Source organism: Ramlibacter sp. AN1133, assembly GCF_037890035.1.
Lineage (GTDB): Bacteria > Pseudomonadota > Gammaproteobacteria > Burkholderiales > Burkholderiaceae_C > Ramlibacter.
In genome coordinates, this window is record NZ_JBBKTQ010000019.1 from 84,718 (window position 1) to 105,970 (window position 21,253).

The following is a 21,253-nucleotide window of genomic DNA, read 5'->3' on the forward strand; positions in this document are numbered from 1 at the left end:
CTCACTGCTTCGTGAGGCCGTAGACCACCATCGAACGCTCCCCGTTGAAGCCGTTGGTGCTGACGTTGAGGTTCACCGTCAGCACGGGCTGGCCGTTGCACGTGGCGGGAATGTCTATCGTGCCGCTGGTGGCATTGGCTGCCACGAGCGTCTCCACGATGCACTGGAAGCCGAGGCCCTGCGTCTGGTCCCCGGTGAACACCAGGGCCGTCAGCTGGACGCGCTCCACCGCATAGGTGGTCGGCAGCGTCCAGGCCACCGTGGCCGTCCCGGTGCCGATGGTCGTGCCGGTGGGCGTCGTGACCTGGATCAGTTCGGTCGTGAAGGCATTCAGCGGCAGCGTGTACGAGACGGTTCCGCCGGCAGTCCGGTTCAGCATGAAGGTGACGGGCGTTCCCGCCGCAGGCAGCGGAGGCGTCAGCGGACCGGTGTTGGCGAAGAACACGTCGAGAATGCCGGTCGACTGCACCTCGGGCGAGCCGGGCTGCATGGTCGTGATGTTCAACGTGCTGCTGATGTCGACGGACGTGACGAGGCCCTGGGGAACCCGCACGTCGGCATTGACGGACGGACCGTTGTTGCCGGTGAACGTGCCCTGGTTGCGGCGGCCCTCCGCCTGCACGCTCACCTGCCCGATGCGGCCGTCGCCGCCGAAGCGCCACTGGCCGTCGGAGCCACGCACGAAGGTGTTGGGGCTGCGCTCGACGCTGGTCTGGCCGCCCACCGTCTGGCTGAACCGCACCATGATTTCGGCCTTGCCGGCGGTGAGGTCGAGCGAGAGGACGCGGTCCACGGAGACGGAGATGGTGCGAGCGCCTTGCTTGAAGTCGTCCACCATCCGGGTGAGCACCTGCGTTCTGGTCTGGCCCTGGTCCAGCAGGCTGGCGTCGAAGAAGGGTTCCAGGTCGGCGACGGCGAGGTTGGTCCCCTTCGTGTTGATCGCCGTGGCCACCGCGTTCATGCCGGCGGAGATCTGCTCGATCGCCGTGAGCTGCGTGCCCTGGACCGGCACCACTTCGGTGGACTGCACGGTGGTCGTCACCGAGCCGCTGGTGGTGCTGCTGGAGGCGGTGATCGAGGAGGTCGTGGTGCTGAAGGCCAGCGCGGTGGTCTGCGTCGCGGTGCCCGCCGTGAGGACGAGGTCGGCGCCGTCGCTGCGCACGGTGACGCGCGCGTTGTCCAGCAACTTGTCGATGCCGGTCCCGTCGGCCGTGAAGGGCTTGGCGATCAGGTCCAGCGGATCGGTGACCGGCGCGCCGTTCGCGCTGATGGCGAGCTGCAGGTTGTTCAGGACGACCTGCGCCATCGTTCTCACCTGTGCCGGCGAAGGCGGCGCCAGCGTGGCCGGGTTGGCGAACGCGGTGTCGGCGGAGCGGCCCTGCACGTTGTACCAGGAGCGCACGACGAGGTCCGTCAGCGGCGTGATGTTGATGGTGGCCGTGACGTTCGCATCGGTGCTCACGCTCAGGAGCCTGGTGCCGCTGGGAAGCGACACCTGCAGCATGAATGGCGGGGTGAGGTTCGAGGAGTCGAGGGAGAACGCGCCCGACGTGCTGGTGGTCGCAGTGACAGCCTTGTTGGTGCTGTCCTTCAGCGTCACCAGCGTGTTGGCGATCGCCGCACCCATGGCGGCCGTGCCGGTCACGATGCTGCTGGCCGCCGGCGGGGTGGTCGGCGTGCTCGGCGTGCTCGGCGTGCTCGGCGTGCTCGGCGTGCTCGGCGTGCTCGGCGTGCTCGGCGTGCTCGGCGTGCCGGGCGTCGCCGGCGGGATGAAGTCGCCCGATCCGCCCCCGCAGGCCACGAGGGTGGCCGAGAAGGCGATGGCAAACAAAAGGAGCAGGCGCCAGACGGCGTCGGTGCTGTAACGCAAGACACGGAGCATGGTTCTCTCCAACGACTGAGTCAGGAATTTCAATCTAGGCGCGATGCGCCCGCGGCCCGCTGCGGAATCGTGCGGCGCGCTGCGGTTTCAGGTGCTTTCTTGCATCGCGGCGCGCAGGCGCCGGTAGTCGCCCGGCACCAGCCCGTGCGTCTTGCGGAAGGCGGCGATGAACTGGCCGTAGGATTCGAAGCCGCACTGCGCCGCCACCTCCGCGAGGGTGCACTGCGGCTGGCTGTCGATCAGGCTGCGGGCGTATTCGGCACGGCGGCGCAGCACGTACTGCCAGAGGCTCTCGCCAGTCGCCTCGCGGTAACCGTGCCCGAGGTGGCAGGGGCTGAGGAACGCGGCCGCCGCGATGTCGGCCACGCGGATGTCGCGCCCGAGATTGGCCTCGACGAATTCATGCACCTTGCGCAGCGTGCGCGCCGACAGGGGGTTGCGGCGGGCGCGTGCCGAGGCGAGCCCGCCGGCGCTGCCGAGTGCCTGCCGCAAGGCGGGCTCGAAGGCGAGCCCGCGCGCCGCGCCCGAGCGCAGGTAGGCTTCGAGCGCGCCCGCCGCCTGCGCGGAAAGCGTGAACGTCACCGTGGCCTCGGAATCGGCCTGCTGTGCGCCCGGTACTTGCGGCGGATCTTGTTTGTCCCGAGCGTCCATCGAATCCCCTCCGGATCGCGGCGCTTGCCCTGCCAATGCAAGTCTGCTCTTGCTGCAAACTACTCCAAAGCCCTGCGCAGTGCAACGCGCAGGGGTCAAGGTTTGCGCGCGAGCGACACTTCGAGCGCCCAGCGCACGTGTTCCTGCACGAGTGCACTGGGGTGGTCGAGGCGCGCCTGCAACGCCGCGCGGATCTGCGCGTCGTCAGCCTTGCACAAGGCGTTGCCCAGCGCCACCGCGATGTTGCGCAGCCAGCGCTCGTGGCCGATGCGGCGGATCGGGCTGCCTTCGGTGTGGCGCAGGAACTCGTCTTCCGACCAGGCGAAAAGGGCCGTGAGCGGCTGCCCCACGAAAGCCCCCCGGGGGGCGAAGTCCGGCAGCACCGCGGGCTGGGCGAACTTGTTCCAAGGACATACGAGCTGGCAGTCGTCGCAGCCGTAGATGCGGTTGCCCATCAGGGGCCGCAATTCGACCGGAATCGCGCCTGCGTGTTCGATCGTGAGGTAGGAGATGCAGCGCCGCGCATCGAGCCGGTAGGGCGCGACGATGGCGCCGGTGGGGCACACGTCCATGCAGGCGGTGCACGAGCCGCAATGGTCGGCGACGCGTTCGGTCGGCGGCAGCGCGAAGTCGACATACACCTCGCCCAGGAAGAACATCGAGCCGCCCTCGCGGTTCAGCACCAGCGTGTGCCGGCCCCGCCAGCCCTGCCCGCTGCGCGCGGCCAGTTCCACCTCCAGCACCGGGGCCGAATCGGTGAACACGCGGTGGCCGAAAGGCCCGATCTCCCCGGCAATGCGCTCCGACAGTTTCTGCAGCCGCGCGCGCAGCACCTTGTGGTAATCCCGCCCCCGCGCGTAGAGCGAGACGATGGCTTCACGCGATCTTTGCAATCGTTCGAATTCGATCGCCTGCCAGCCCTCGGGTGTGGCGGCCAGGTAATCCATGCGTGCGGTAATCACGCTGGCCGTGCCCGGCACCAGTTCCGCAGGGCGTGCGCGGCGCACGCCGTGGGTTTCCATGTAGGCCATCTGGCCGTGAAATCCGTTGGCCAGCCATGCGAGCAGCCCGGGTTCCGCGGCAGAAAGATCGACGCCGGCCACCCCGATTTGGGAGAATCCCAGATCGCGGGCCCACTGCCGGATCCGGGCCAGCAGGACATGAGCATCGAATTGACCAGGGGTGACCGTCACCCGCCGATTGTAGGAACCGCCTCCCGACCCCTGCTCTGGGCCGGTGAGGAGGACACGCGCGCCTTCGCCGAGCGGCTGGCGGGCCACCCGGCCATCGCCGACGCCTTCATCGCCCTGCACGGCGACCTCGGCGCCGGCAAGACCACCCTGGTGCGCCACCTGCTGCGCGCGCTCGGCGCCCAGGGCCGCATCAAGTCGCCCACGTATGCCGTCGTGGAGCCGTACGAACTGCCGGCGCATCCGGCCTGGCACTTCGACTTCTACCGCTTCGACGACCCGCGCGAGTGGGAAGACGCGGGTTTCCGCGAAATCTTCGCGGGCGCGGGGCTCAAGCTCGCCGAATGGCCCGAGAAAGCCGGTACCCTGCTGCCCGTGGCCGACCTCGACATCCACCTCTCGCTGGCCGAAGACGACGCGCACCGGCGCGTGACGGTGCGCGCCAACACGCCGCGCGGCGCGGAGCTGCTGTCGTGATGCAGCGCCGCCGCCTCCTGCAGGGCAGCGTGGTGTTGCTGCTCGGCGCGCACCAGATCGCCCGCGGCGCCGGCGTGCTGGCGGTGCGCCTGTGGCCCGCGCCCGAGTACACGCGCCTGACCATCGAATCGGACACGCTGCTGGCCAGCACCACGCTCACGGGGCCGGAGCGCCTGTCGCTGGACATCCAGGGCATCACGCTCGATCCCACGCTGCGCGAACTGGTCGCCAAGGTGAAGGCCGACGACCCCTACATCGCCGGCATCCGCGTGCTGCAGCACGCCGCCGGCGTGGTGCGCCTGCAGGTGGACCTGAAGCAGCCGGCCGTGCCGCAGGTGTTCCAGCTGCCGCCGGTGGCCGCGTACCGGCACCGCCTGGTGGTGGACTTCTTCCCGCCCAAGCCGGTGGACCCGCTCGAGGCCCTGATCGCGGAGCGGCTGAAGGACAAGTCCGCGCCGCCCGTCTCGATCGCCGGGGCGCCCATGCCCGCGCCGGAGCCGGCCGATCCGCTGGGCGAGCTGATCGCGCAGCGCGTGCAGCGCCCGGCGCGGCCCACCATGCAGGCCTCCGAGGTCGCGCGGCCCGCCCTGGCGCTCGCCAAGACCGATCGCCTGATCATCGTGGCGCTGGACCCCGGCCACGGCGGCGAAGACCCGGGCGCGGTCGGCCCGAACGGCACCCGCGAGAAGGACGTCGTGCTGCAGATCGGCCACCTGCTGCGCGAGCGCATCAACGCGCTGACGATCAACGGCAACCCGATGCGCGCCTTCATGACGCGCGATGCCGACTTCTTCGTGCCGCTGCACGTGCGCGTGGACAAGGCGCGGCGCGTGCAGGCCGACCTGTTCGTGAGCATCCATGCCGATGCCTTCATGACGCCGACGGCGCGCGGGGCCAGCGTGTTCGCGCTGAGCCAGGGCGGCGCCTCCAGCACCGCGGCGCGCTGGATGGCGGACCGCGAGAACAAGGCGGACCTGATCGGCGGCGTGAACATCAAGACGCAGGACGTGCACGTGACGCGCGCGCTGCTCGACATGAGCACCACCGCGCAGATCAAGGACAGCCTCAAGCTCGGAAGCGAGCTGCTGGGCGAGATCGGCAGCGTCGGCCGCCTGCACAAGGGCCAGGTCGAACAGGCCGGCTTCGCGGTGCTGAAGGCGCCGGACATCCCCAGCGTGCTGGTGGAGACGGCCTTCATCAGCAACCCGGAAGAAGAACAGAAGCTGCGCAGCGCCGGCTACCAGGAGCAGCTCGCCAGCGCGGTGGTGCGGGGCATCGAGCGCTATTTCTCGCGCAACCCGCCGCTGGCGCGCAGCCGGCCGCTGTGAGAGGCCGCGCGCCACGCGCACGTCTTGACGCGGGCTGGCGGTGAACCGCGCCAGCGCGTGAACGCTGGCGGTGAACCGCGGCGCGTGAACGTAGGCTGGCGGTGAACCGCGCCAGCGCGGTGAACCCCAGCGGTACCCAGCACAAGTTCGAACACCTCGGCACAACCCGACACCTCCCTGTCGTGCCTGCCCCGCCCCTCATCGGATGATGGGCACAGACGACACTCCACCCCGCGCCGTTCCTACAACCCGCGAACGCAGGGCTACCTACAGTTCTCCGTACAGGTTGCCGCGCCTCCAGCGGTTGCAAAGAATCAATCCAAGGGGTTCTCATGAAAACCAAGATCATTTCCGCGGCCATCGTCGCCGCCTCGCTCCTGGGCCTCGGTGGCTGTGCCACGATGGACCGCACGACCGTCGGCACCGTCGGTGGCGCCGTGGTGGGCGGCCTGGTGGGCAGCGCGGTCGGCGGCACGGGTGCCACCATCCTCGGCGCCGGCGCCGGCGCCTACCTGGGCAACCAGGCCGCCAAGCGCTGAGCGCATCGGCGCTCACGCGCCGTGCGGATGCAGGGACATGGGGTCACGCAGGTGGCCCCATGCCCTTTTGGAGCGGCCGGAACCGGGTGTCCGGACGCCGCAATCCTGGCCTTCACCATTCCCATTGCGCCGACGACAAGCCGCATTGAACGCTTCCTACAGTGCCGCCCAGCCGGCCTTCCTACATTGGGAAAACACAGGTAGGCCGCACCTCCAGCGGCCGTGCGAACAACGCGATTGGAAGGTGATCCCATGAAGACGAAGTTGATTTCCGCGGCCCTGCTGGCCGCTTCCCTGATGGGCCTGGGCGGTTGCGCCACGATGGACCGCCAGACCGTCGGCACCGTCGGCGGCGCCGTGGTCGGTGGCCTGCTGGGTGACGCCGTCGGCGGCACCGGCGCCACGATCCTGGGCGCGGGCGCCGGCGCCCTGGCCGGCCGCGAGCTGACCAAGCCCGGTCACGCGCTGAACCGCTAGATCGGGTAGATCAGCGAGTTGAGCACCATCTCGCTGTCGTACACGCACAGCCGGCTGGCCAGCTTCAGGCCGGCCGGCGTGCGTTCGATCTCGTCGATGTAGCGCCCCACGTTGTAGACCTCGCTGGCATCGCCCGGCCTGGTGCGGAAGACGGCGTAGTGGGCCTGGGCGCGGATGCGCCCGTTCTCCTCCCCCAGCACCTGCGCGGGGCTCACCACGTGGCGCGTGTAGTAGGGCCCGTGGTAGATGGTCTGCGTGATGCCGTAGACCCGGTCCTTCATCATCCCCTGGCTTTCCAGCGCGATCAGCGCGAGCGGCAGCCCGCGGTCGAAGTTCTCGCGCGCCTGCACCTTGTAGTGGCCCTCGGGCAGGAAGAACTCCGGCCAGGCGTCGAAGCGGCGTTCGTCCAGCGCCGCGGCATAGGCGGCATTCAACTGGTCGACCTCCAGCTGCAGCAACAGGCGCTCGTTCATGCCAGAGCCCCCACGCGTGTCACTTCGGGTACTGCGCTGCCCCCCGAGGGGGACTTCGCGTCCTGGGGCGGCCCGGCGACGCTCATTCGCCCATCACCTTGCGCCAGTAGGCGTACATGCTGCGGATCAGCGTCTCGGTCACCATGTGCTCGGTGCCCTGCGTGCCGGTGCCACCGAGTTCGCACAGCGTCTCGCCCTGCTCGCCCCATTGGGCGAAGCCGTCCTGGCTGAACTGGATCACCTCGCCGTCGTCGGCGCTCACGAAGCCGGCGGGGCCGAACAGGTTGGCCTGGCGCAGGCGCCGGCGCGTCATCTCCTCGCTGTCGTCGGCGAAGCCGAAGTGCGTCCAGACGAAATCGAAGCTGCCCTCGCCGCGCGGCTGGATGTGCCGGGTGGAGAGCGAATTGACCTGCTGCTGGATGATCAGGCTCGGGAACAGCGTGATCATGGTCACGCTGGGCATGATCTGCGTGCCGGGATGCGCCGGATCGGGCACCTTCCACCAGGGCTCGGGCACCACGTCGAGCAGGCGCGTGTCGTGCAGCGCCATGTCGGCCTTGAAACTCGTCACGCCCTGCGTCACCGCCTTGTTCTCGCCGCCCTCGTTGCGGCGCGAGATCATCACCGCGTGCCGGCCCTGCGCGTCCATCACCATGCGGCTCTTCTGGTCCGCGCGCCACAGGCCGAAGGTGACGAACCACGTGTGCAGCAGGCCCGGGTGGTAGGGGTCCTTGATGTTCTCCATCATCAGCTTCCAGTTGCCCGGAATGCGCTGGCGGTTGTACCCCAGGAGCGAGAGCTTGCGGCCGGCGAAGATGCGGTCCAGCCACGGCAGGATCTCGGGGCCCAGATAGTCCGCCAGCGGCTCGGCCTGCTCGCTGAAGGTCGCGAACACCAGGCCGTGCAGCACCGCCACGCGCAGCTTCGTCAGGCCGTGCTGCTTCATGTCGAAGTCCGCCGGCATGCCGCCGTGCACGCAGGCGTTGCCGTCCGCGTCGGTGGCCGGCACGCCGTCCTTGAACGGCAGCCCGGCGAGTTCGCCATTGAGCTTGTACGTCCACTGGTGGTAGGGGCAGACGAAGCTGCGCGCGTTGCCGTGCGGCTGCTGGCAGAAGCGCACGCCGCGGTGCGCGCAGCGGTTCTCGACGACCCGGATGCCGTGGTCCGTGCCGCGGTCCTTCGGCGCGACGCGATCGCGCACCATGATCACCTGCCGCTCGCCGACGGAGGTGAGGCGATAGTCGCCGACGTTCGGGATCTCGACTTCGAGGCCGACGTAGCACCAGTGCGGGCCGTAGAAGATCTTCTGCAGTTCCTGCTGGTACAACTGCGGGTCGGTGTAGGCCCAGAAAGGCACGCGGCTCGAGCCGGTGCCGGCCCAGCGCGAAAGAGTCTCGGGGGCGTTCATGCGGGGTAGTATGCCGCTCGGAGCGCTGCCGCCCTCACGCCGGACCAGTTCGGGACTGTCCGTCTCTGCGACTGTCCCCCGGCGCGGATGAGAACCGTTGCCCGTGATGGCATCGCGCCCGCGCCTCCTCCCTTATGTCGCCGAGCCGGACAGTCCCGAACTGGTCCTGCAGCGCGCGGGGGTGAGCGAAGCTGCTTCGTTTGGCCCCGAAGAAAGCTCACCGGAGGAACAGGGGCCCGATCACGCACGGCGCAGGACAGGGATGGGGAGAGCCGTCTCAGCGAAATCAAGGAGGAGGCGCGGGCGCGGCGTGCCCTTGGGGCACGGGTCTCATCCGCGCCGGGGGACATTCGCCGAGACGGCTCTCCCCATCCCCGTCCGACCCAAGAGGCGCGTTGCCGCCTCCCGGCAAGGCGTCACGCCCGCGCGATGCTCCCCTTGCGCCGCGCCTTCCAGGCCCCGAACAGCACGATCGCGCCCGGCACCAGGATCATCGCCCAGATGATCTTCTCCAGGTTCGCCTTGACCCACGGGATGCTGCCGAAGAAGTAGCCGGCGGTGACGATGCCGCCCACCCACAGCGTGCCGCCCGTCACGTCGTAGAAGCTGAACTTGCGGCGCGTCATCTGCGCCACGCCGGCCACGAAGGGCGCGAAGGTGCGCAGGAACGGCATGAAGCGCGCCAGCACGATCGTGATGCCGCCGTACTTCTCGTAGAAGGCATGCGCCTGCTCGAAGGCGCGCCGGTTGAAGAAGCGCGAGTTCTCCCACTGGAACACGCGCGGGCCGAAGTGCCTGCCGATCGTGTAGTTGCTCTGGTTGCCCAGGACGGCCGCCGCGATGAGCAGCGCGACCGAGAACGGGTAGTTCATCAGTCCCAGCCCGCACAGCGCGCCGACCACGAACAGCAGCGAGTCGCCGGGCAGGAAGGGCATCACCACCACGCCCGTTTCCACGAAGATGATGAGGAACAGCAGGGCGTAGACCCAGGCGCCGTAATTCGTCACGAAATTCTCGAGGTAGCGGTCGACGTGGAGCACGAAGTCGACCAGCAGCATCACCAGGTCCATGGGGCGCGATTATGGCGGCACGCGGCCCTCTAGAATGCCGCCGATGAGCGCCGTCCTGTCTTCCGCCCCGCGCCGGCCGATCCGCGAGCTGCCCGATGAACTGGTCAGCCAGATCGCCGCCGGCGAGGTGGTGGAGCGCCCGGCCTCCGTGGTGCGCGAACTGGTGGACAACGCGCTCGATGCCGGCGCCACGCAGGTCGCCGTGCGCCTGCTCGCCGGCGGCGTGCGCCTGATCTCGGTGGAGGACGACGGCTGCGGCATCGCCCGCGAGGAACTGCCGCTGGCCCTCAAGCGCCACGCCACCAGCAAGATCGGCTCGCTGTCGGACCTGGAGTCGGTCGCCACGATGGGCTTCCGCGGGGAAGCGCTGGCGGCCGTCGCCTCGGTGTCCGAGCTGCACCTGCTCTCGCGCACCGCCGGCCAGGCGAGCGCCTTCCTGCTCGACGCGGCCAGCGGCGAGTTGCGGCCGGCGGCGCGCGCCACCGGCACCACGGTGGAAGTCAAGGAGCTGTTCTTCAGCACGCCGGCGCGACGCAAGTTCCTCAAGAGCGACGCGACCGAGTTCGCGCACTGCCTGGAGGCGGTGCGCAGGCACGCGCTCGCGCGGCCGGACGTCGGCTTCACCGTGTGGCACGAGGGCAAGCTGTGCGAGCAATGGCGCGCCGCCAGCCGCGAGCAGCGCCTGGCCGACGTGCTGGGCGAGGACTTCCTGGCCGACAGCGTGGCGATCGATTTCGCCGCCGGGCCGCTGCGCGTGCGCGGCCGCGCCGGCATCCCCGATGCCGCGCGTTCGCGCGCCGACTGGCAGTTCGCGTACGTGAACGGCCGCTACGTGCGCGACAAGGTGATCACGCACGCCGCGCGCAGCGCCTACGAGGACCTGCTGCACGGCCAGCGCCAGCCGGTCTACGCGCTGCACCTGGAGATCGATCCGACGCGGGTCGACGTCAACGTGCATCCGACCAAGATCGAGGTGCGCTTTCGCGACAGCCGCGAGGTGCACCAGGCGGTGCGGCGCGCGCTCGAGTCGGCGCTGTCGGCGCCGCGGGCGGGGGGCGTGGCGGGGCCGGCGGTGCAGCCGGGATTGGGGTTGACACCCAGCCCCGCGGCACCGGCGGGCCTGCCGGCGTGGCGGCAACCGTCGATGGCGTTCGGGCCGCAGGGGGGGCATGTCGTCTCCGATGTCGGGGCGCTGTGGAATTCCGGTGCTTCGGTCGCACGGGGTGACGAAGCCCCCGTAGGCTGGGGTGACGCAGGAACCCCAGCGATCGGCGAGCGCAGCGAAGCTGGGGTTCCCTCCGGTCACCACCAGCCTACGAACACCGACCCTGACGCCGACTGGCCCCTCGGCAAGGCCCTCGCCCAGCTCCACGGCATCTACATCCTCGCCGAGAACGCCCACGGCCTGATCCTCGTCGACATGCACGCGGCGCACGAACGCATCGTCTACGAGCGCCTGAAATCGCAGATGGACGCCCAGGCCATCACCTCGCAGCCGCTGCTGATCCCGGCCACCTTCGCCGCCACCCCGGCCGAAGTGGCCACGGCCGAAGCCTGCCAGGCGACCCTGGAAGCCCTGGGCCTGCAGGTCACGCCCTTCAGCCCGAAGACGCTGGCCGTGCGCGCCGTGCCGGCCACCCTGGCGCAGGGCGATGCGGTCGAACTCGCCCGCAGCGTGCTGGCCGAACTCGCGCAGCACGACGCCAGCAGCGTGGTGGAACGCGCCCGCAACGAACTGCTGGCGACCATGGCCTGCCATGGCGCCGTGCGCGCGAACCGCAAGCTGACGCTCGAGGAAATGAACGCCCTGCTGCGCCAGATGGAGGCCACCGAGCGCTCCGACCAGTGCAACCACGGCCGGCCCACCTGGCGCCAGCTCACCCTGCGCGAGCTCGACGGCCTGTTCCTGCGCGGCCGGTAAACCGGCGGCAAACGGCTGAACTTCCGCGCCGGCCGCGACTCTGCAGGAGAGCCATGAAGCGCCGCCTCCTCCTCGCCGCCGTCGCCGCGGCCACCCTGCTGTCCGTGGGCTGCGCCACGCTCGACGAGCGCCAGCGCGAATGGATCTTCCAGCCCGGCGACCGCAGCTGGGGCGGCGCCGCGAGCTACGCGGACGGCATGGACGACGTCTGGATCGAGTTCGCCTCGCAGGTCACCGGCAAGCCCTCGCGGCTGCACGGCCTGTGGCTGCCTGCCGCGCAGGATCCCGCGGCGCGGCCCGTGATGCTGTACCTGCACGGCGCCCGCTGGAACGTGAGCGGCTCCGCCCCGCGCATCCGCCGCATGCAGGAACTGGGCTTCAACGTGCTGGCGATCGACTACCGCGGCTTCGGCAAGTCCACCCGCGAGCTGCCCTCGGAGGAAACCGCGTACGAGGACGCCCGCGCGGCCTGGGAGTGGCTCGCGCGCAGGTATCCGCGGCAACCGCGCTACGTCTTCGGCCATTCGCTGGGCGGCGCGGTCGCGATCGACCTGGCCGCCCACGTGGAGGACGAACAGGGCGTGATCGTGGAAGGCACCTTCACCTCCATCCCCGACCTGGCCAGTTCCATGAAGTGGGGCTGGCTGCCGATCGGGCCGCTGATCACGCAGCGCTTCGAGTCGATCCGCAAGGTGGCCGAAGTGCACTCGCCGCTGCTGGTGGTGCACGGCGCCAACGACTCGCTGATCGACGCCTCCCTGGGCCGGCGCCTGTACGAGGCGGCGCCGGGCCGCAAGCGCTTCCTGCTGGTGGAAGGCGGCTCGCACCACAGCACGATGGCCGTGGGCCAGGCGCAGTACCGCGAGGCGCTGGCGCAGTTCTTCAGCCTGAAGTAGGGCCCTGCATCGCGCCCTGCAGTACCGCCAGGGCGGCGCGCACTTCCTCGATCGCGATCTGCCCCGGCGCGGAAGCGGCCGCGCCCACCGCGAAGGTCAGGGCCGAGCCGAACACGCCGCCGCACAGCCGCGTGACGGCGCCCAGCCCGCCCATGGCCATGCTGATCACGGGGATGCCCAACGAGCGGCTGGCTTGCAGCGTGGCACCGAGGAGCCGGTGCACGTCTTCCACCGACTGCGGCATGACGGCAACCTTGGCGATGTCGGCCCCGAGCTGGCGTGCCTGCGCGAAGCGCGCCCGCAGGTCCGCATCGGGGGGCGTGCGCTGGAAATCGTGGAACGACAGCACCAGCGGCAAGCCGCGCCGGTGCGCCAGCGCGCGCACCTGCGCGACGTCCGCCGCGTCGTTGCCCATCTCGAAGTCCAGCAGGTCCACGCAGCCGCTGGCCGCCACCGCTTCGTACAGCGCCAGCACCTGCGGTTCGGCGAGGGCGATCGGCTGGCCGCCTTCGCGCTGGCAGCGGCGCGTGAACAGGATCGGAATGCCGCCGCTGGCAGCGCGCAGGTCGGCCGCCGCCGCGAGCACCTCGCGCGTGTCCGCGATGGGTCCGAAGAAGTCGACGCGCCACTCCAGCAGGTCGGGGCGCTTGGCGGCCACGGCCGCCGCTTCGGTGGCCAGGGCCGCGCGCGTGCGACCGACCAGCGGCGCGCACACGGCCGGCAGCCGCCCGCCGGCCAGGGGGCGGCCTTCGACTTGGATCGGGATCATCGAGGGATTCTAAGCAGCGGCGCCGTGGTGGCCGCTGCCCGGGGCTGCGACCTCAGTCGGCGTGTTCCGCCGCGGTGCTGCCGTCCGCCTGGGGATGCGAGGACCCTGCGTCACCCTGCTGCTGCGAGCCGCCGTCACGCACCGACGGCGAGCCGCCCTGGGCCGCCGCCTTGCGGAAGCCCAGCTTGTTCAATTCGCGTTCCAGCAATTCCTTGCGCACGGACATGGGCAGCGTCTCGGTCGCCCAGTTGCCGGCGTCGGCATCGTCCGGCCCGTTGCCTGACCTTGTTGCACTCATACCATGCATCCTAGGCAGCGCGGGGCGCAACCGTGTCGGACGCAACGGAGATTGCTGTCGGCAGGCACCGACAATGCCGTGCTGGCGCAGGCCGGGCCTCAGGGACCGGAGTTCTCCCGGTCCTCCAGGTCGTGGAACCACTGGATGAAGCCGCCGGTGTCGCTCTTGTCGAACACGGCGTCGGCGCCGAGGTCCAGGCAGTGCTGCTGCACCCCGGGGGTGGCGTAGCTGCTGAACACCACGATGCGGCCGCCCGCGGGGTCCGACTTGCAGCGCCGGATGACGTTCATCCCGGCCCCCTGTTCCAGCACGAGGTCGATCACCGCCACGTCCCAGCCGCCGGGGTGTTCGTCCAGCCACAGGTTCGCTTCGGCCTCGGTGCTGGCGTTGGCCACGACCGAGAAGCCTCCCATCGAATCGAACAGCTCGCCGAGCAGTCCGCGCATGCGCTGCAGGTCCTCGACGAGGAACACCCTCAGGTCCACGCCCCGATATCTCCCTTGGTACTCTGGTGTCCCCATTGTCCCCGCGAAGGGGCCCACCACGGGGCCAGTGCAACCATTTGCGTATCGCGCTGCGCGGCAGTCGCATCTGCTAACCTCGACCGGATGCCGCCCTGCGCCCTGCCCGCCACGGTGGCGCTCGCCGGGCCCACCGCCTCGGGCAAGAGCGCCGCAGCGCTCGTCCTGGCCGAACGGCTGGAGGCGGAGATCGTCAGCGTCGATTCCGCGCTGGTCTACCGCGGCATGGACATCGGCACCGCCAAGCCGACCGCGGCCGAGCGCGCGCGCGTGGTCCACCATCTCGTCGACATCCGCGAGCCCGCGCAGGCCTACAGCGCGGCGGAGTTCGCTGGCGACGCGCGCCGGCTGATGGGCGAGATCGCCGCGCGCGGCCGGCGCGTGGTGCTGGCCGGCGGCACCATGCTGTACTTCAAGGCCCTGTTCGAAGGGCTGGACGCCATGCCCCCCGCGGATGCGCAGGTGCGCGCGGCCCTCGAGGCGGAAGCAGCGCGCGACGGCTGGCCGGCGCTGCACGCGCAGCTCGCCACGGTCGATCCCGCCACGGCGGCCCGGCTGGCACCGAACGACGCGCAGCGCATCCAGCGGGCGCTGGAAGTGTTCCGCGTCAGCGGGCAGCCGCTGTCACGCTTTCACCGCAAGGGCGCGCGCGAGGCCTGGCCGCAGCCGGACCTGTTCCTGTCGCTCGAACCCACGGACCGTGCCTGGCTGCACGCCCGCATCGCCCAGCGCTTCGATGCGATGCTGGCGGCGGGCTTCGTCGACGAAGTGCGGCGCCTGCGCGCGCGCGGCGACCTGCATCCCGCGCTGGCCAGCATGCGCTGCGTGGGCTATCGCCAGGCGTGGGAAGCACTGGACGGCGCCTGGCCGCTGGACGAGCTGCGCGAACGCGGCATCGCGGCCACGCGGCAGCTCGCCAAACGCCAGCTCACGTGGCTGCGCGGCATGCCGCAGCGGCGCGTGATCGCCTGCGATGCGCCCGACGCGCTGGCGCAGGTGCTGCGCGCGGCGGGAGTGGAGGCCTGATGCTGCAAGTGCAGGGACTCGCCAAGCGCTACGGGGAGGTCGACGTGTTCCGCGACGTGACGCTGGCCGTGGCCGCGCGCGAGTTCGTGGCCATCGTGGGCGAGTCGGGCGTGGGCAAGTCCACCCTGCTCAATTGCATGGCGGGCCTGGACGTGTGGCAGGCCGGGCGCATCGAGGTCGACGGCGTGGACCTGGCGACGCTGGACGACGAGGGCCGCGCGCTGCTGCGGCGCGCGAAGCTCGGTTTCGTGTTCCAGGCCTTCCACGTGCTGCCGCACCTGGACGTGGCGCAGAACGTGGGGCTGCCGCTGCTGCTGCTCGGAAGGCCCGACGCCGCCCGGGTGGAGGCCATGCTGCACGCCGTGGGGCTGGAGGGCCTGGGCCACCGGCTGCCGCAGGAACTCAGCGGCGGCCAGCTGCAGCGCGTGGCGATCGCCCGCGCGGTGGTGCACGGCCCGAAGCTGCTGCTGGCCGACGAGCCCACCGGCAACCTCGATCCGAAGACCGCGGCGCGGGTGATGGAGGTGCTGCGCGCGCAGGCGCAGGAAAGCGGCGCGGCGCTGGTGCTGGTGACGCACTCGGCCGCCGCGGCGGCGCAGGCGGACCGGATGCTGCACCTGCGCAGCGACGGGATCGAGCGGTGATCAGCCGCCCGCGGGCGACCAGCCGAGTCTCTGCTGCAGCGTGACCGCCGGCACCGAGCCGTCGATCGTCACCAGGCCGCCGGTCTGCGCATGCTTGCCGACGATGGTGGGCACGCCGGTGAAGCCGAAGCTGGTGAACAGCGCGGTGTTCGCCTTGACGATCTCCTTCTGCGCGTCTTCGACGCCCATGGCGCCGATGCCGCCCTGCTGGGCGCGCACGGAGGCCTCGTTCTCCTCCATCTTGGTCACCGGGTCCGCGGCGCCGAGGATGCCCGCGCCTTGCGCGATGCTCTTCTCGCCGATCAGGCCCACCGGGATCCAGACGAAGCGCGCCTGCGACTTCAGCGGCTTCACGCTCTCCCACAGCACCGCGCAGTGCGGGCACTGCGGGTCGAAGAAGACGTAGACCACGCGCGTGGCCATCGTGGCGCCGACGTTGAAGCCCTTGGCCTTCTGCTCGATCGCCTCGATCGAGACCGGCTGCGGTGCAGGCTTGCCGCCGCTGCCGCCGGCGGCGGTGCGGCCGCCGGAAGAGGAGGATTCCTTGCCGCAGGCGGCCAGCAGGCAGGCCGCGGCGCAGGCCGTGAGGACGAGGCGGCGCCTCATGGTGCGGGCGCGGCCGTGAGGCCGCCGAGCTCGGAACAGTAGTCCATGAATTCCTGGGTCTGGGATTTGAGGAACACGGCGTCCGCGCCGAGCTTCAGGCAGTGGTTGCGGATGCCGTCGCTCGCGTAGTCGCTGAACACCACGATGTTACCGCCCTCGCCCCCCGCCGCCTCCCGGGCGCGGGGGACCACGGCCATCCCCGTCCCTTGATCCAGGACAAGGTCGATGACCGCCAGGTCCCAGGCGCCGGGATTTTCCTGCAGCCACAGCTTCGCTTCGGCCTCGGTGCGCGTGGCGCCCACCAGCCGGAAGTCACCGAGGCTCGCCAGCAGGTCGGCCAGGACGCCCTGCACCTGCTTCATGTCCTCGACCAGGAATACACGCACGCTCACGTCGGCTAGCCCCCGTTACTGCGACTGCCTTTCGATTCTAGCCCCGGGTCAGCCCGGCCATGCCCTCATGCACCGGCCTGCACCTGCTCGAGCAGCTCGGTGACCTGCTCCAGGTCCTCCGCGGCCTGCTGCACCTTGCGTTCGAGTTCCGCGTTCTGGCGGATCGCCCAGGCCACGTCGCTCTTCTGCTTGACCGTCTGCGGGACTTCGCGCTCGAGGGCGCCATGCGTCAAACCGAGTTCGGCGCTCGCGACCTCGAGTTCGCGCTGGACCTCCTCGGTCTTGGTCCGGGCCTGTTCGATATTGGGATGCGGCGGCTGGTTCATGGCGCTCCTTTTCGTTCCTGCAAAACTGCCTGAAGACTAAGGAAAGCACGAGCCTCGGCGGGTCCGACGATGACGCGCGCGCCCGCCGGATCAGCCCGCATCCGCAAAGGGCCCGCACCCGCATGTACGTCGGCCAGGCACAGCCACGGATGCCGCAGTTTTCCTACACGGGAGTGCATCGCCGCTCACCATCATGGCCGGACCTTTCGAAGGAGAACGATCCATGCCCAACGCCCGAGGCGAAAAAGACGCCTGCGACCTGCTCGACGCGGACCACCGCGCAGTCAAGAAGATGTTCAAGCAATACGAGGAACTCACCAACTCGCGCGGCCGCACCGTCGCGCAGAAGAAAATGGAGCTGGCGCGCCAGATCTGCCATGAACTGACGGTGCACGCGCAGATCGAGGAGGAGATCTTCTACCCCGCGCTGCGCGGCGTGCTCAAGGACACCGACATGATCGCCGAGGCCGAGGTCGAGCATCAGTCCGCCAAGGACCTGATCGCGCAGATCGAGGGCATGGACGAGGCCGACGAGATGTTCGATGCCAAGGTCACCGTGCTGGGCGAGTACATCGACCACCACGTCAAGGAAGAGCGCAACGAGATCTTCCCCAAGGCTCGCGCCGGCCGCAAGCTGGACCTGGTGGCGATGCGCGACGAGATGATGGCGCGCAAGGAAGAACTGATGGGAGAAATGGCGTAAGCCATCGCAGGCGGAGCGTGACCGGCACAATGGGCCGATGCTCGCGCTCCTGGCGACCTATTCCTGGCAGGAACTCAAGTCCCACGCCTGGCGCAGTGCGACCGCGATCTTCGCGGTCATGCTGGGCGTGGCGCTCGCCTTTTCCGTCCACCTGATCAACGCATCGGCGCTGGACGAATTCGCCAGCGCCGCCCGTTCCGCCGGCGGCGAGCCGGACCTGGAACTGCGGGCCGCGCAGGGCGCCCTGGACGAATCCCTCTACGGGCGCATCGCGACCGATGCTCGCGTCGCCTGGGCCAGCCCCGTGCTCGAACTGCAGACGCTGGCCTCCACCCGTGACGGCGGGCGCGCCCCGGTGCGCGTGCTGGGCATCGACGCCCTGGTGGTCGGCGCGACCGCGCCGCAACTCGTGCCCGTCCCCGGCGAAGGGGCCGACCGCCTCGCCGTGCTGGCGCCCGACACCGTCTTCCTCAATGCAGCCGCGCGCCAGCTGCTGGCCGCCGACAGCGTGCGGCTGCAGGCCGGCATGGCGCTGCGCGAGTTGCGCGTGGCCGGCACCACCGGCGCGGGGGGCGGGCCGCTGCTGGTGATGGACCTCGGCGCCGCGCAGGACCTGTTCGGCCGCCTGGGGCAGCTCACGCGCATCGACGTCCGGTTGAAGGCCGGCGTGAACCAGGGCGAGTGGTTGCGCACGCAGGCGCTGCCCCCCGGCGTGCAGGCCCTGGAACCGAAGGATGCCGGCCAGCGCGTGAGCCAGCTCTCGCGGGCCTATCGCGTCAACCTCACGGTGCTGGCGCTGGTGGCCCTGTTCACCGGGGCCTTCCTGGTGTTCTCGGTGCTCGCGCTGAGCGTCGCGCGCCGCGCGCAGCAGTTCGCGCTGCTGGGGGTGCTGGGACTCACGGCGCGCGAGCGCCTGCGGCTGGTGCTGGCCGAATCCGCCTTGCTGGGCCTCGTGGGCAGCGCCGCCGGCGTCGCGCTCGGCGCGGGGCTCGCGGCGGCGGCGCTGTCGCTGCTCTCCGGCGACCTGGGCGGCGGCTACTTTCCCGGCGTGAAGCCGCAACTGCAATGGGACGGCGTGGCGGCCGCGGGCTACGGCGTGCTCGGCGTGGTCGCGGCCATGGCCGGCGGCTGGCTGCCCGCGCGCAGCGCCGCGCGCCTGCCGCTGGCGCAGACGCTCAAGGGCCTGGGCACCGGGCTGCCGCGCGGGCGCCGCCACTGGCTCGGGTGGCTGGCGCTGGCAGCGGCCGTCCTGCTCGCCTTCGTGCCGCCGATCGCCGGCATCCCGCTGGCCGCCTATGTTTCCGTCGGCCTGCTGCTGGTGGGCGGCATCGCGGTGCTGCCCGCCGGCGTCGGCTGGTTCTACGACCGGCTGGCGCCCCTGGTGGCGCACCGGCTGCTGCCGCTGCTGGCCGTGGAACGCGCGCGCCGCGTGCGCGAGAGCGCCGCGGTCGCGGTGAGCGGCGTCGTGGCCGCGCTCAGCCTCGCGGTGGCGCTCACGGTGATGGTGGCGAGCTTCCGCCAGTCCGTCTCCGACTGGCTGCGGGTGCTGCTGCCGGCGGACCTGTACCTGCGCACCAGCTTGAGCACCGCCACCGGCGACACGGCCTACCTCACGCCGGAACTGGTGCGCGCCCTGCCGCAGGTGCCCGGCGTCGCGCGCGTGACGACGCAGCGCGTGCGCCTGCTGCTGCTGGATCCGGCGCGGCCGCAGGTGGCCCTGCTCGCGCGGCCGCTGGGCGATGCGCGCCGCAGCCTGCCGCTGGTGGGCGATCCCGTGACTGTGCCCGCCGGCGCGGTGCCCGTCTACGTGAGCGAGGCGATGGTGGACCTGTACGGCGCGCGCAAGGGCCAGCGCCTGGCGGTGCTGGAAGGCGCGCTGGGCCGCGGCCCTTTCGTGGTGGCGGGCGTGTGGCGCGACTACGTGCGGCAAAGCGGCGCGGTGGTCCTCGACCAGGCCGACTACCTGCGCCTGACCGGCGACACCCGCGTGAACGACGCGCAGCTCTGGCTGGCGCCCGACGCCTCCGCGCAGGACGTGCAGGCGCGCATCCGCGCCATCGTGGCGCGCGAGACCGGCAACCAGGACCTGGTCGATTTCGCATCGGCCTCCGAGGTGCGCAGCATCTCGCTGCGCATCTTCGACCGCAGCTTCGCCGTGACCTACTGGCTGCAGGCGGTGGCGATCGGCATCGGCCTGTTCGGCGTGGCGGCGAGCTTCAGCGCGCAGGTGCTCGCGCGCCGCAAGGAGTTCGGGCTGCTGGCGCACCTGGGGCTCACGCGCCGGCAGATCCTGGCCGTGGTCGCCGGCGAAGGCGCGGCATGGACCGTGATCGGTGCGCTGGCCGGGCTGGCGCTGGGGCTCGCCGTGGCCGTGGTCCTGGTGCACGTGGTGAATCCCCAGAGCTTCCACTGGACGATGGACCTGCTGCTGCCCTGGGCACGCCTGCTGGCGCTGTGCGCCGCCGTCGTCGTGGCCGGCACCGTCACCGCCTGGCTGGCCGGTCGCGCGGCGGCATCGCGCGATGCGGTGCTGGCCGTGAAGGAGGACTGGTGATGCGGCGCCGGCCCTTGCTCGCCGCCCTGCCCCTGCTGGCGCTGGCGCGGCACGCCTTCGCCTTGCCCGCGCGGCGCCTGGCCTTCCCCGCCGACCACGGCGCGCATCCCGGGTTCCGCACCGAATGGTGGTACGTCACGGGCTTCGCGCAGGCCGGCGAGCGCAGCTTCGGCTTCCAGGTGACCTTCTTCCGCTCGCGCGTGGAGGGCACCCAGCAGATGCAGTCGAAGTTCGCGGCCAAGCAGCTGCTGTTCGCGCATGCCGCCGTGACCGACGTGCAGTCCGGCCGCCTGCTGCACGACCAGCGCATCGCGCGCACCGGCTTCGGCATCGCCGAGGCGGCGCCGGACGACGGCCGGCTGCGCCTGCGCGACTGGTCGCTCGCGCGCGAGGCCGGCGCCTGGCATGCCGTGGTGCCCGCCGGCGACTTCGCGCTGGACCTGCGCTGCGCCCAGACGCAGCCGGTGCTGCTGCAGGGCGACCAGGGCCTGTCGCGCAAGGGGCCGCAGCCGGACCAGGCCAGCTACTACTACAGCGAGCCGCAACTCGCGGTGAGCGGCCGCCTCACCGTGCAGGGCCGCGCCTTCGAGGTCACCGGCCGCGCCTGGATGGACCACGAGATCAGCGACGAGTACCTGCACCCCGAGGCGGCGGGCTGGGACTGGATCGGCATGAACCTCGACGACGGCAGCGCGCTCATGTCCTTCCGCATCCGGCGCAAGGACGGCAGCACGGTGTGGGACGGGGGCACCTTCCGCAGCGCGCGCGGCGAGCGCTATGTGGCCAGCCCCGGCGAGACCGAGTTCCGGCCGCAGCGGCGCTGGACCAGCCCGCTGTCGAATGCGAGCTATCCGGTGGAATGGCTGGTGCGCACGCCGGCGGACATCTACACCGTGCGCGCGGTGCTCGACAACCAGGAGCTGGACAGCCGCGCGTCCACGGGCGCGATCTACTGGGAAGGCCTGTCGGAGCTGCTGGACAGCAACGGCAAGCGGGTGGGCCGCGGCTACCTGGAGATGACGGGGTATGCGGCAAAATTGAGGATGTAGCGGCAAGCTTCGTGCAAGCCTTCGCAGGCCTGATGCCGCCGGCGGCCACGCGC

At 70.8% G+C, this 21,253-nt stretch carries 24 protein-coding genes; 12 read left to right on the forward strand and 12 right to left on the reverse strand.

From position 1 onward, the window contains the following. Position 1 precedes the first annotated feature (1 nt). Positions 2 to 1,462 carry a hypothetical protein gene (locus WG923_RS22310; protein WP_340353206.1) on the reverse strand — a complete coding sequence of 487 codons (1,461 nt, stop codon included), beginning with the start codon at positions 1,460 to 1,462 and terminating at the stop codon, positions 2 to 4. Here WG923_RS22310 and WG923_RS22315 point away from each other — a divergent pair. Further along, positions 1,440 to 1,865 carry a hypothetical protein gene (locus tag WG923_RS22315; RefSeq protein WP_340353207.1) on the forward strand — a complete coding sequence of 142 codons (426 nt, stop codon included), beginning with the start codon at positions 1,440 to 1,442 and terminating at the stop codon, positions 1,863 to 1,865. The genes WG923_RS22310 and WG923_RS22315 overlap by 23 nt on opposite strands. A gap of 104 nt (positions 1,866 to 1,969) precedes the next feature. Here WG923_RS22315 and WG923_RS22320 read toward each other — a convergent pair whose 3' ends face one another. Continuing rightward, positions 1,970 to 2,533 (reverse strand): helix-turn-helix transcriptional regulator, encoded by a 564-nt coding sequence (locus tag WG923_RS22320; RefSeq protein ID WP_340353208.1) that lies wholly within the window; start codon positions 2,531 to 2,533, stop codon positions 1,970 to 1,972. A 95-nt stretch (positions 2,534 to 2,628) separates the two neighbouring features. Continuing rightward, a complete protein-coding gene (queG, locus tag WG923_RS22325) occupies positions 2,629 to 3,678 on the reverse strand; it encodes a tRNA epoxyqueuosine(34) reductase QueG (RefSeq protein ID WP_445322964.1) in 1,050 nt (349 codons plus the stop codon). A 15-nt stretch (positions 3,679 to 3,693) separates the two neighbouring features. On the opposite strand from queG, the gene tsaE reads away from it, so the two are divergent. From tsaE to WG923_RS22345, 4 genes are all read left to right on the forward strand, one after another. Then, positions 3,694 to 4,200, forward strand: coding sequence for a tRNA (adenosine(37)-N6)-threonylcarbamoyltransferase complex ATPase subunit type 1 TsaE (gene tsaE, locus WG923_RS22330; RefSeq protein WP_340353209.1), 507 nt, complete (start codon positions 3,694 to 3,696; stop codon positions 4,198 to 4,200). Then, positions 4,200 to 5,528, forward strand: coding sequence for an N-acetylmuramoyl-L-alanine amidase (locus WG923_RS22335; protein ID WP_340353210.1), 1,329 nt, complete (start codon positions 4,200 to 4,202; stop codon positions 5,526 to 5,528). Before tsaE ends, WG923_RS22335 begins: the two co-directional genes overlap by 1 nt. A gap of 332 nt (positions 5,529 to 5,860) precedes the next feature. Continuing rightward, positions 5,861 to 6,067, forward strand: a complete 207-nt coding sequence (locus tag WG923_RS22340; protein ID WP_340353211.1) for a glycine zipper 2TM domain-containing protein — start codon at positions 5,861 to 5,863, stop codon at positions 6,065 to 6,067. Between the two features lie 252 nt (positions 6,068 to 6,319). Continuing rightward, positions 6,320 to 6,544: an osmotically inducible lipoprotein OsmB gene (locus WG923_RS22345; protein ID WP_340353212.1), complete on the forward strand. Its 225-nt coding sequence runs from the start codon at positions 6,320 to 6,322 to the stop codon at positions 6,542 to 6,544. Here WG923_RS22345 and WG923_RS22350 read toward each other — a convergent pair. The 3 genes from WG923_RS22350 to WG923_RS22360 all read right to left on the reverse strand — a co-directional run bounded on the left by WG923_RS22350 (position 6,541) and on the right by WG923_RS22360 (position 9,495). Then, a complete protein-coding gene (locus tag WG923_RS22350) occupies positions 6,541 to 7,017 on the reverse strand; it encodes an aromatic-ring-hydroxylating dioxygenase subunit beta (protein ID WP_340353213.1) in 477 nt (158 codons plus the stop codon). The genes WG923_RS22345 and WG923_RS22350 overlap by 4 nt on opposite strands. A gap of 82 nt (positions 7,018 to 7,099) precedes the next feature. Next, positions 7,100 to 8,425 carry an aromatic ring-hydroxylating dioxygenase subunit alpha gene (locus WG923_RS22355; RefSeq protein WP_340353214.1) on the reverse strand — a complete coding sequence of 442 codons (1,326 nt, stop codon included), beginning with the start codon at positions 8,423 to 8,425 and terminating at the stop codon, positions 7,100 to 7,102. Between the two features lie 416 nt (positions 8,426 to 8,841). Further along, the gene (locus tag WG923_RS22360; protein ID WP_340353215.1) at positions 8,842 to 9,495 is read right to left on the reverse strand and encodes a DedA family protein; all 654 of its coding nucleotides are present in this window, start codon (positions 9,493 to 9,495) and stop codon (positions 8,842 to 8,844) included. Positions 9,496 to 9,538: 43 nt separating this feature from the next. On the opposite strand from WG923_RS22360, the gene mutL reads away from it, so the two are divergent. Next, positions 9,539 to 11,416 (forward strand): DNA mismatch repair endonuclease MutL, encoded by a 1,878-nt coding sequence (mutL, locus tag WG923_RS22365; protein ID WP_340353216.1) that lies wholly within the window; start codon positions 9,539 to 9,541, stop codon positions 11,414 to 11,416. Between the two features lie 53 nt (positions 11,417 to 11,469). Then, positions 11,470 to 12,312, forward strand: a complete 843-nt coding sequence (locus tag WG923_RS22370) for an alpha/beta hydrolase (protein WP_340353217.1) — start codon at positions 11,470 to 11,472, stop codon at positions 12,310 to 12,312. On the opposite strand, the gene aroD is transcribed toward WG923_RS22370, so the two are convergent. From aroD to WG923_RS22385, 3 genes are all read right to left on the reverse strand, one after another. Beyond that, entirely contained in the window at positions 12,299 to 13,081 is a 783-nt protein-coding gene (aroD, locus tag WG923_RS22375; RefSeq protein ID WP_340353218.1) for a type I 3-dehydroquinate dehydratase, read from the reverse strand. The two genes, WG923_RS22370 and aroD, sit on opposite strands and share 14 nt — an antisense overlap. A gap of 52 nt (positions 13,082 to 13,133) precedes the next feature. Further along, positions 13,134 to 13,379: a hypothetical protein gene (locus WG923_RS22380; RefSeq protein ID WP_340353219.1), complete on the reverse strand. Its 246-nt coding sequence runs from the start codon at positions 13,377 to 13,379 to the stop codon at positions 13,134 to 13,136. A gap of 98 nt (positions 13,380 to 13,477) precedes the next feature. After that, positions 13,478 to 13,864 (reverse strand): response regulator, encoded by a 387-nt coding sequence (locus WG923_RS22385; RefSeq protein WP_340353220.1) that lies wholly within the window; start codon positions 13,862 to 13,864, stop codon positions 13,478 to 13,480. Positions 13,865 to 13,987: 123 nt separating this feature from the next. Between WG923_RS22385 and miaA the strand changes: the two genes are divergently transcribed. Both miaA and WG923_RS22395 read left to right on the forward strand, forming a co-directional pair. Continuing rightward, positions 13,988 to 14,926: a tRNA (adenosine(37)-N6)-dimethylallyltransferase MiaA gene (gene miaA / locus WG923_RS22390; RefSeq protein WP_340353221.1), complete on the forward strand. Its 939-nt coding sequence runs from the start codon at positions 13,988 to 13,990 to the stop codon at positions 14,924 to 14,926. After that, entirely contained in the window at positions 14,926 to 15,570 is a 645-nt protein-coding gene (locus WG923_RS22395; protein ID WP_340353222.1) for an ABC transporter ATP-binding protein, read from the forward strand. Before miaA ends, WG923_RS22395 begins: the two co-directional genes overlap by 1 nt. On the opposite strand, the gene WG923_RS22400 is transcribed toward WG923_RS22395, so the two are convergent. From WG923_RS22400 to WG923_RS22410, 3 genes are all read right to left on the reverse strand, one after another. Next, entirely contained in the window at positions 15,571 to 16,176 is a 606-nt protein-coding gene (locus WG923_RS22400; RefSeq protein WP_340353223.1) for a thioredoxin fold domain-containing protein, read from the reverse strand. It lies immediately after the preceding gene. Beyond that, entirely contained in the window at positions 16,173 to 16,568 is a 396-nt protein-coding gene (locus tag WG923_RS22405) for a response regulator (protein ID WP_340353224.1), read from the reverse strand. The genes WG923_RS22400 and WG923_RS22405 overlap by 4 nt, the downstream gene beginning before the upstream one ends. A gap of 65 nt (positions 16,569 to 16,633) precedes the next feature. Further along, positions 16,634 to 16,894 (reverse strand): hypothetical protein, encoded by a 261-nt coding sequence (locus tag WG923_RS22410; RefSeq protein ID WP_340353225.1) that lies wholly within the window; start codon positions 16,892 to 16,894, stop codon positions 16,634 to 16,636. Between the two features lie 223 nt (positions 16,895 to 17,117). Between WG923_RS22410 and WG923_RS22415 the strand changes: the two genes are divergently transcribed. The 3 genes from WG923_RS22415 to WG923_RS22425 are packed head-to-tail and all read left to right on the forward strand — an operon-like array spanning position 17,118 to position 21,200. Next, positions 17,118 to 17,597 (forward strand): hemerythrin domain-containing protein, encoded by a 480-nt coding sequence (locus WG923_RS22415; protein ID WP_340353226.1) that lies wholly within the window; start codon positions 17,118 to 17,120, stop codon positions 17,595 to 17,597. A 37-nt stretch (positions 17,598 to 17,634) separates the two neighbouring features. After that, a complete protein-coding gene (locus tag WG923_RS22420) occupies positions 17,635 to 20,151 on the forward strand; it encodes an ABC transporter permease (RefSeq protein WP_340353227.1) in 2,517 nt (838 codons plus the stop codon). Then, positions 20,151 to 21,200 carry a lipocalin-like domain-containing protein gene (locus WG923_RS22425; RefSeq protein WP_340353228.1) on the forward strand — a complete coding sequence of 350 codons (1,050 nt, stop codon included), beginning with the start codon at positions 20,151 to 20,153 and terminating at the stop codon, positions 21,198 to 21,200. The genes WG923_RS22420 and WG923_RS22425 overlap by 1 nt, the downstream gene beginning before the upstream one ends. The last annotated feature ends 53 nt before the right edge of the window (positions 21,201 to 21,253 follow it).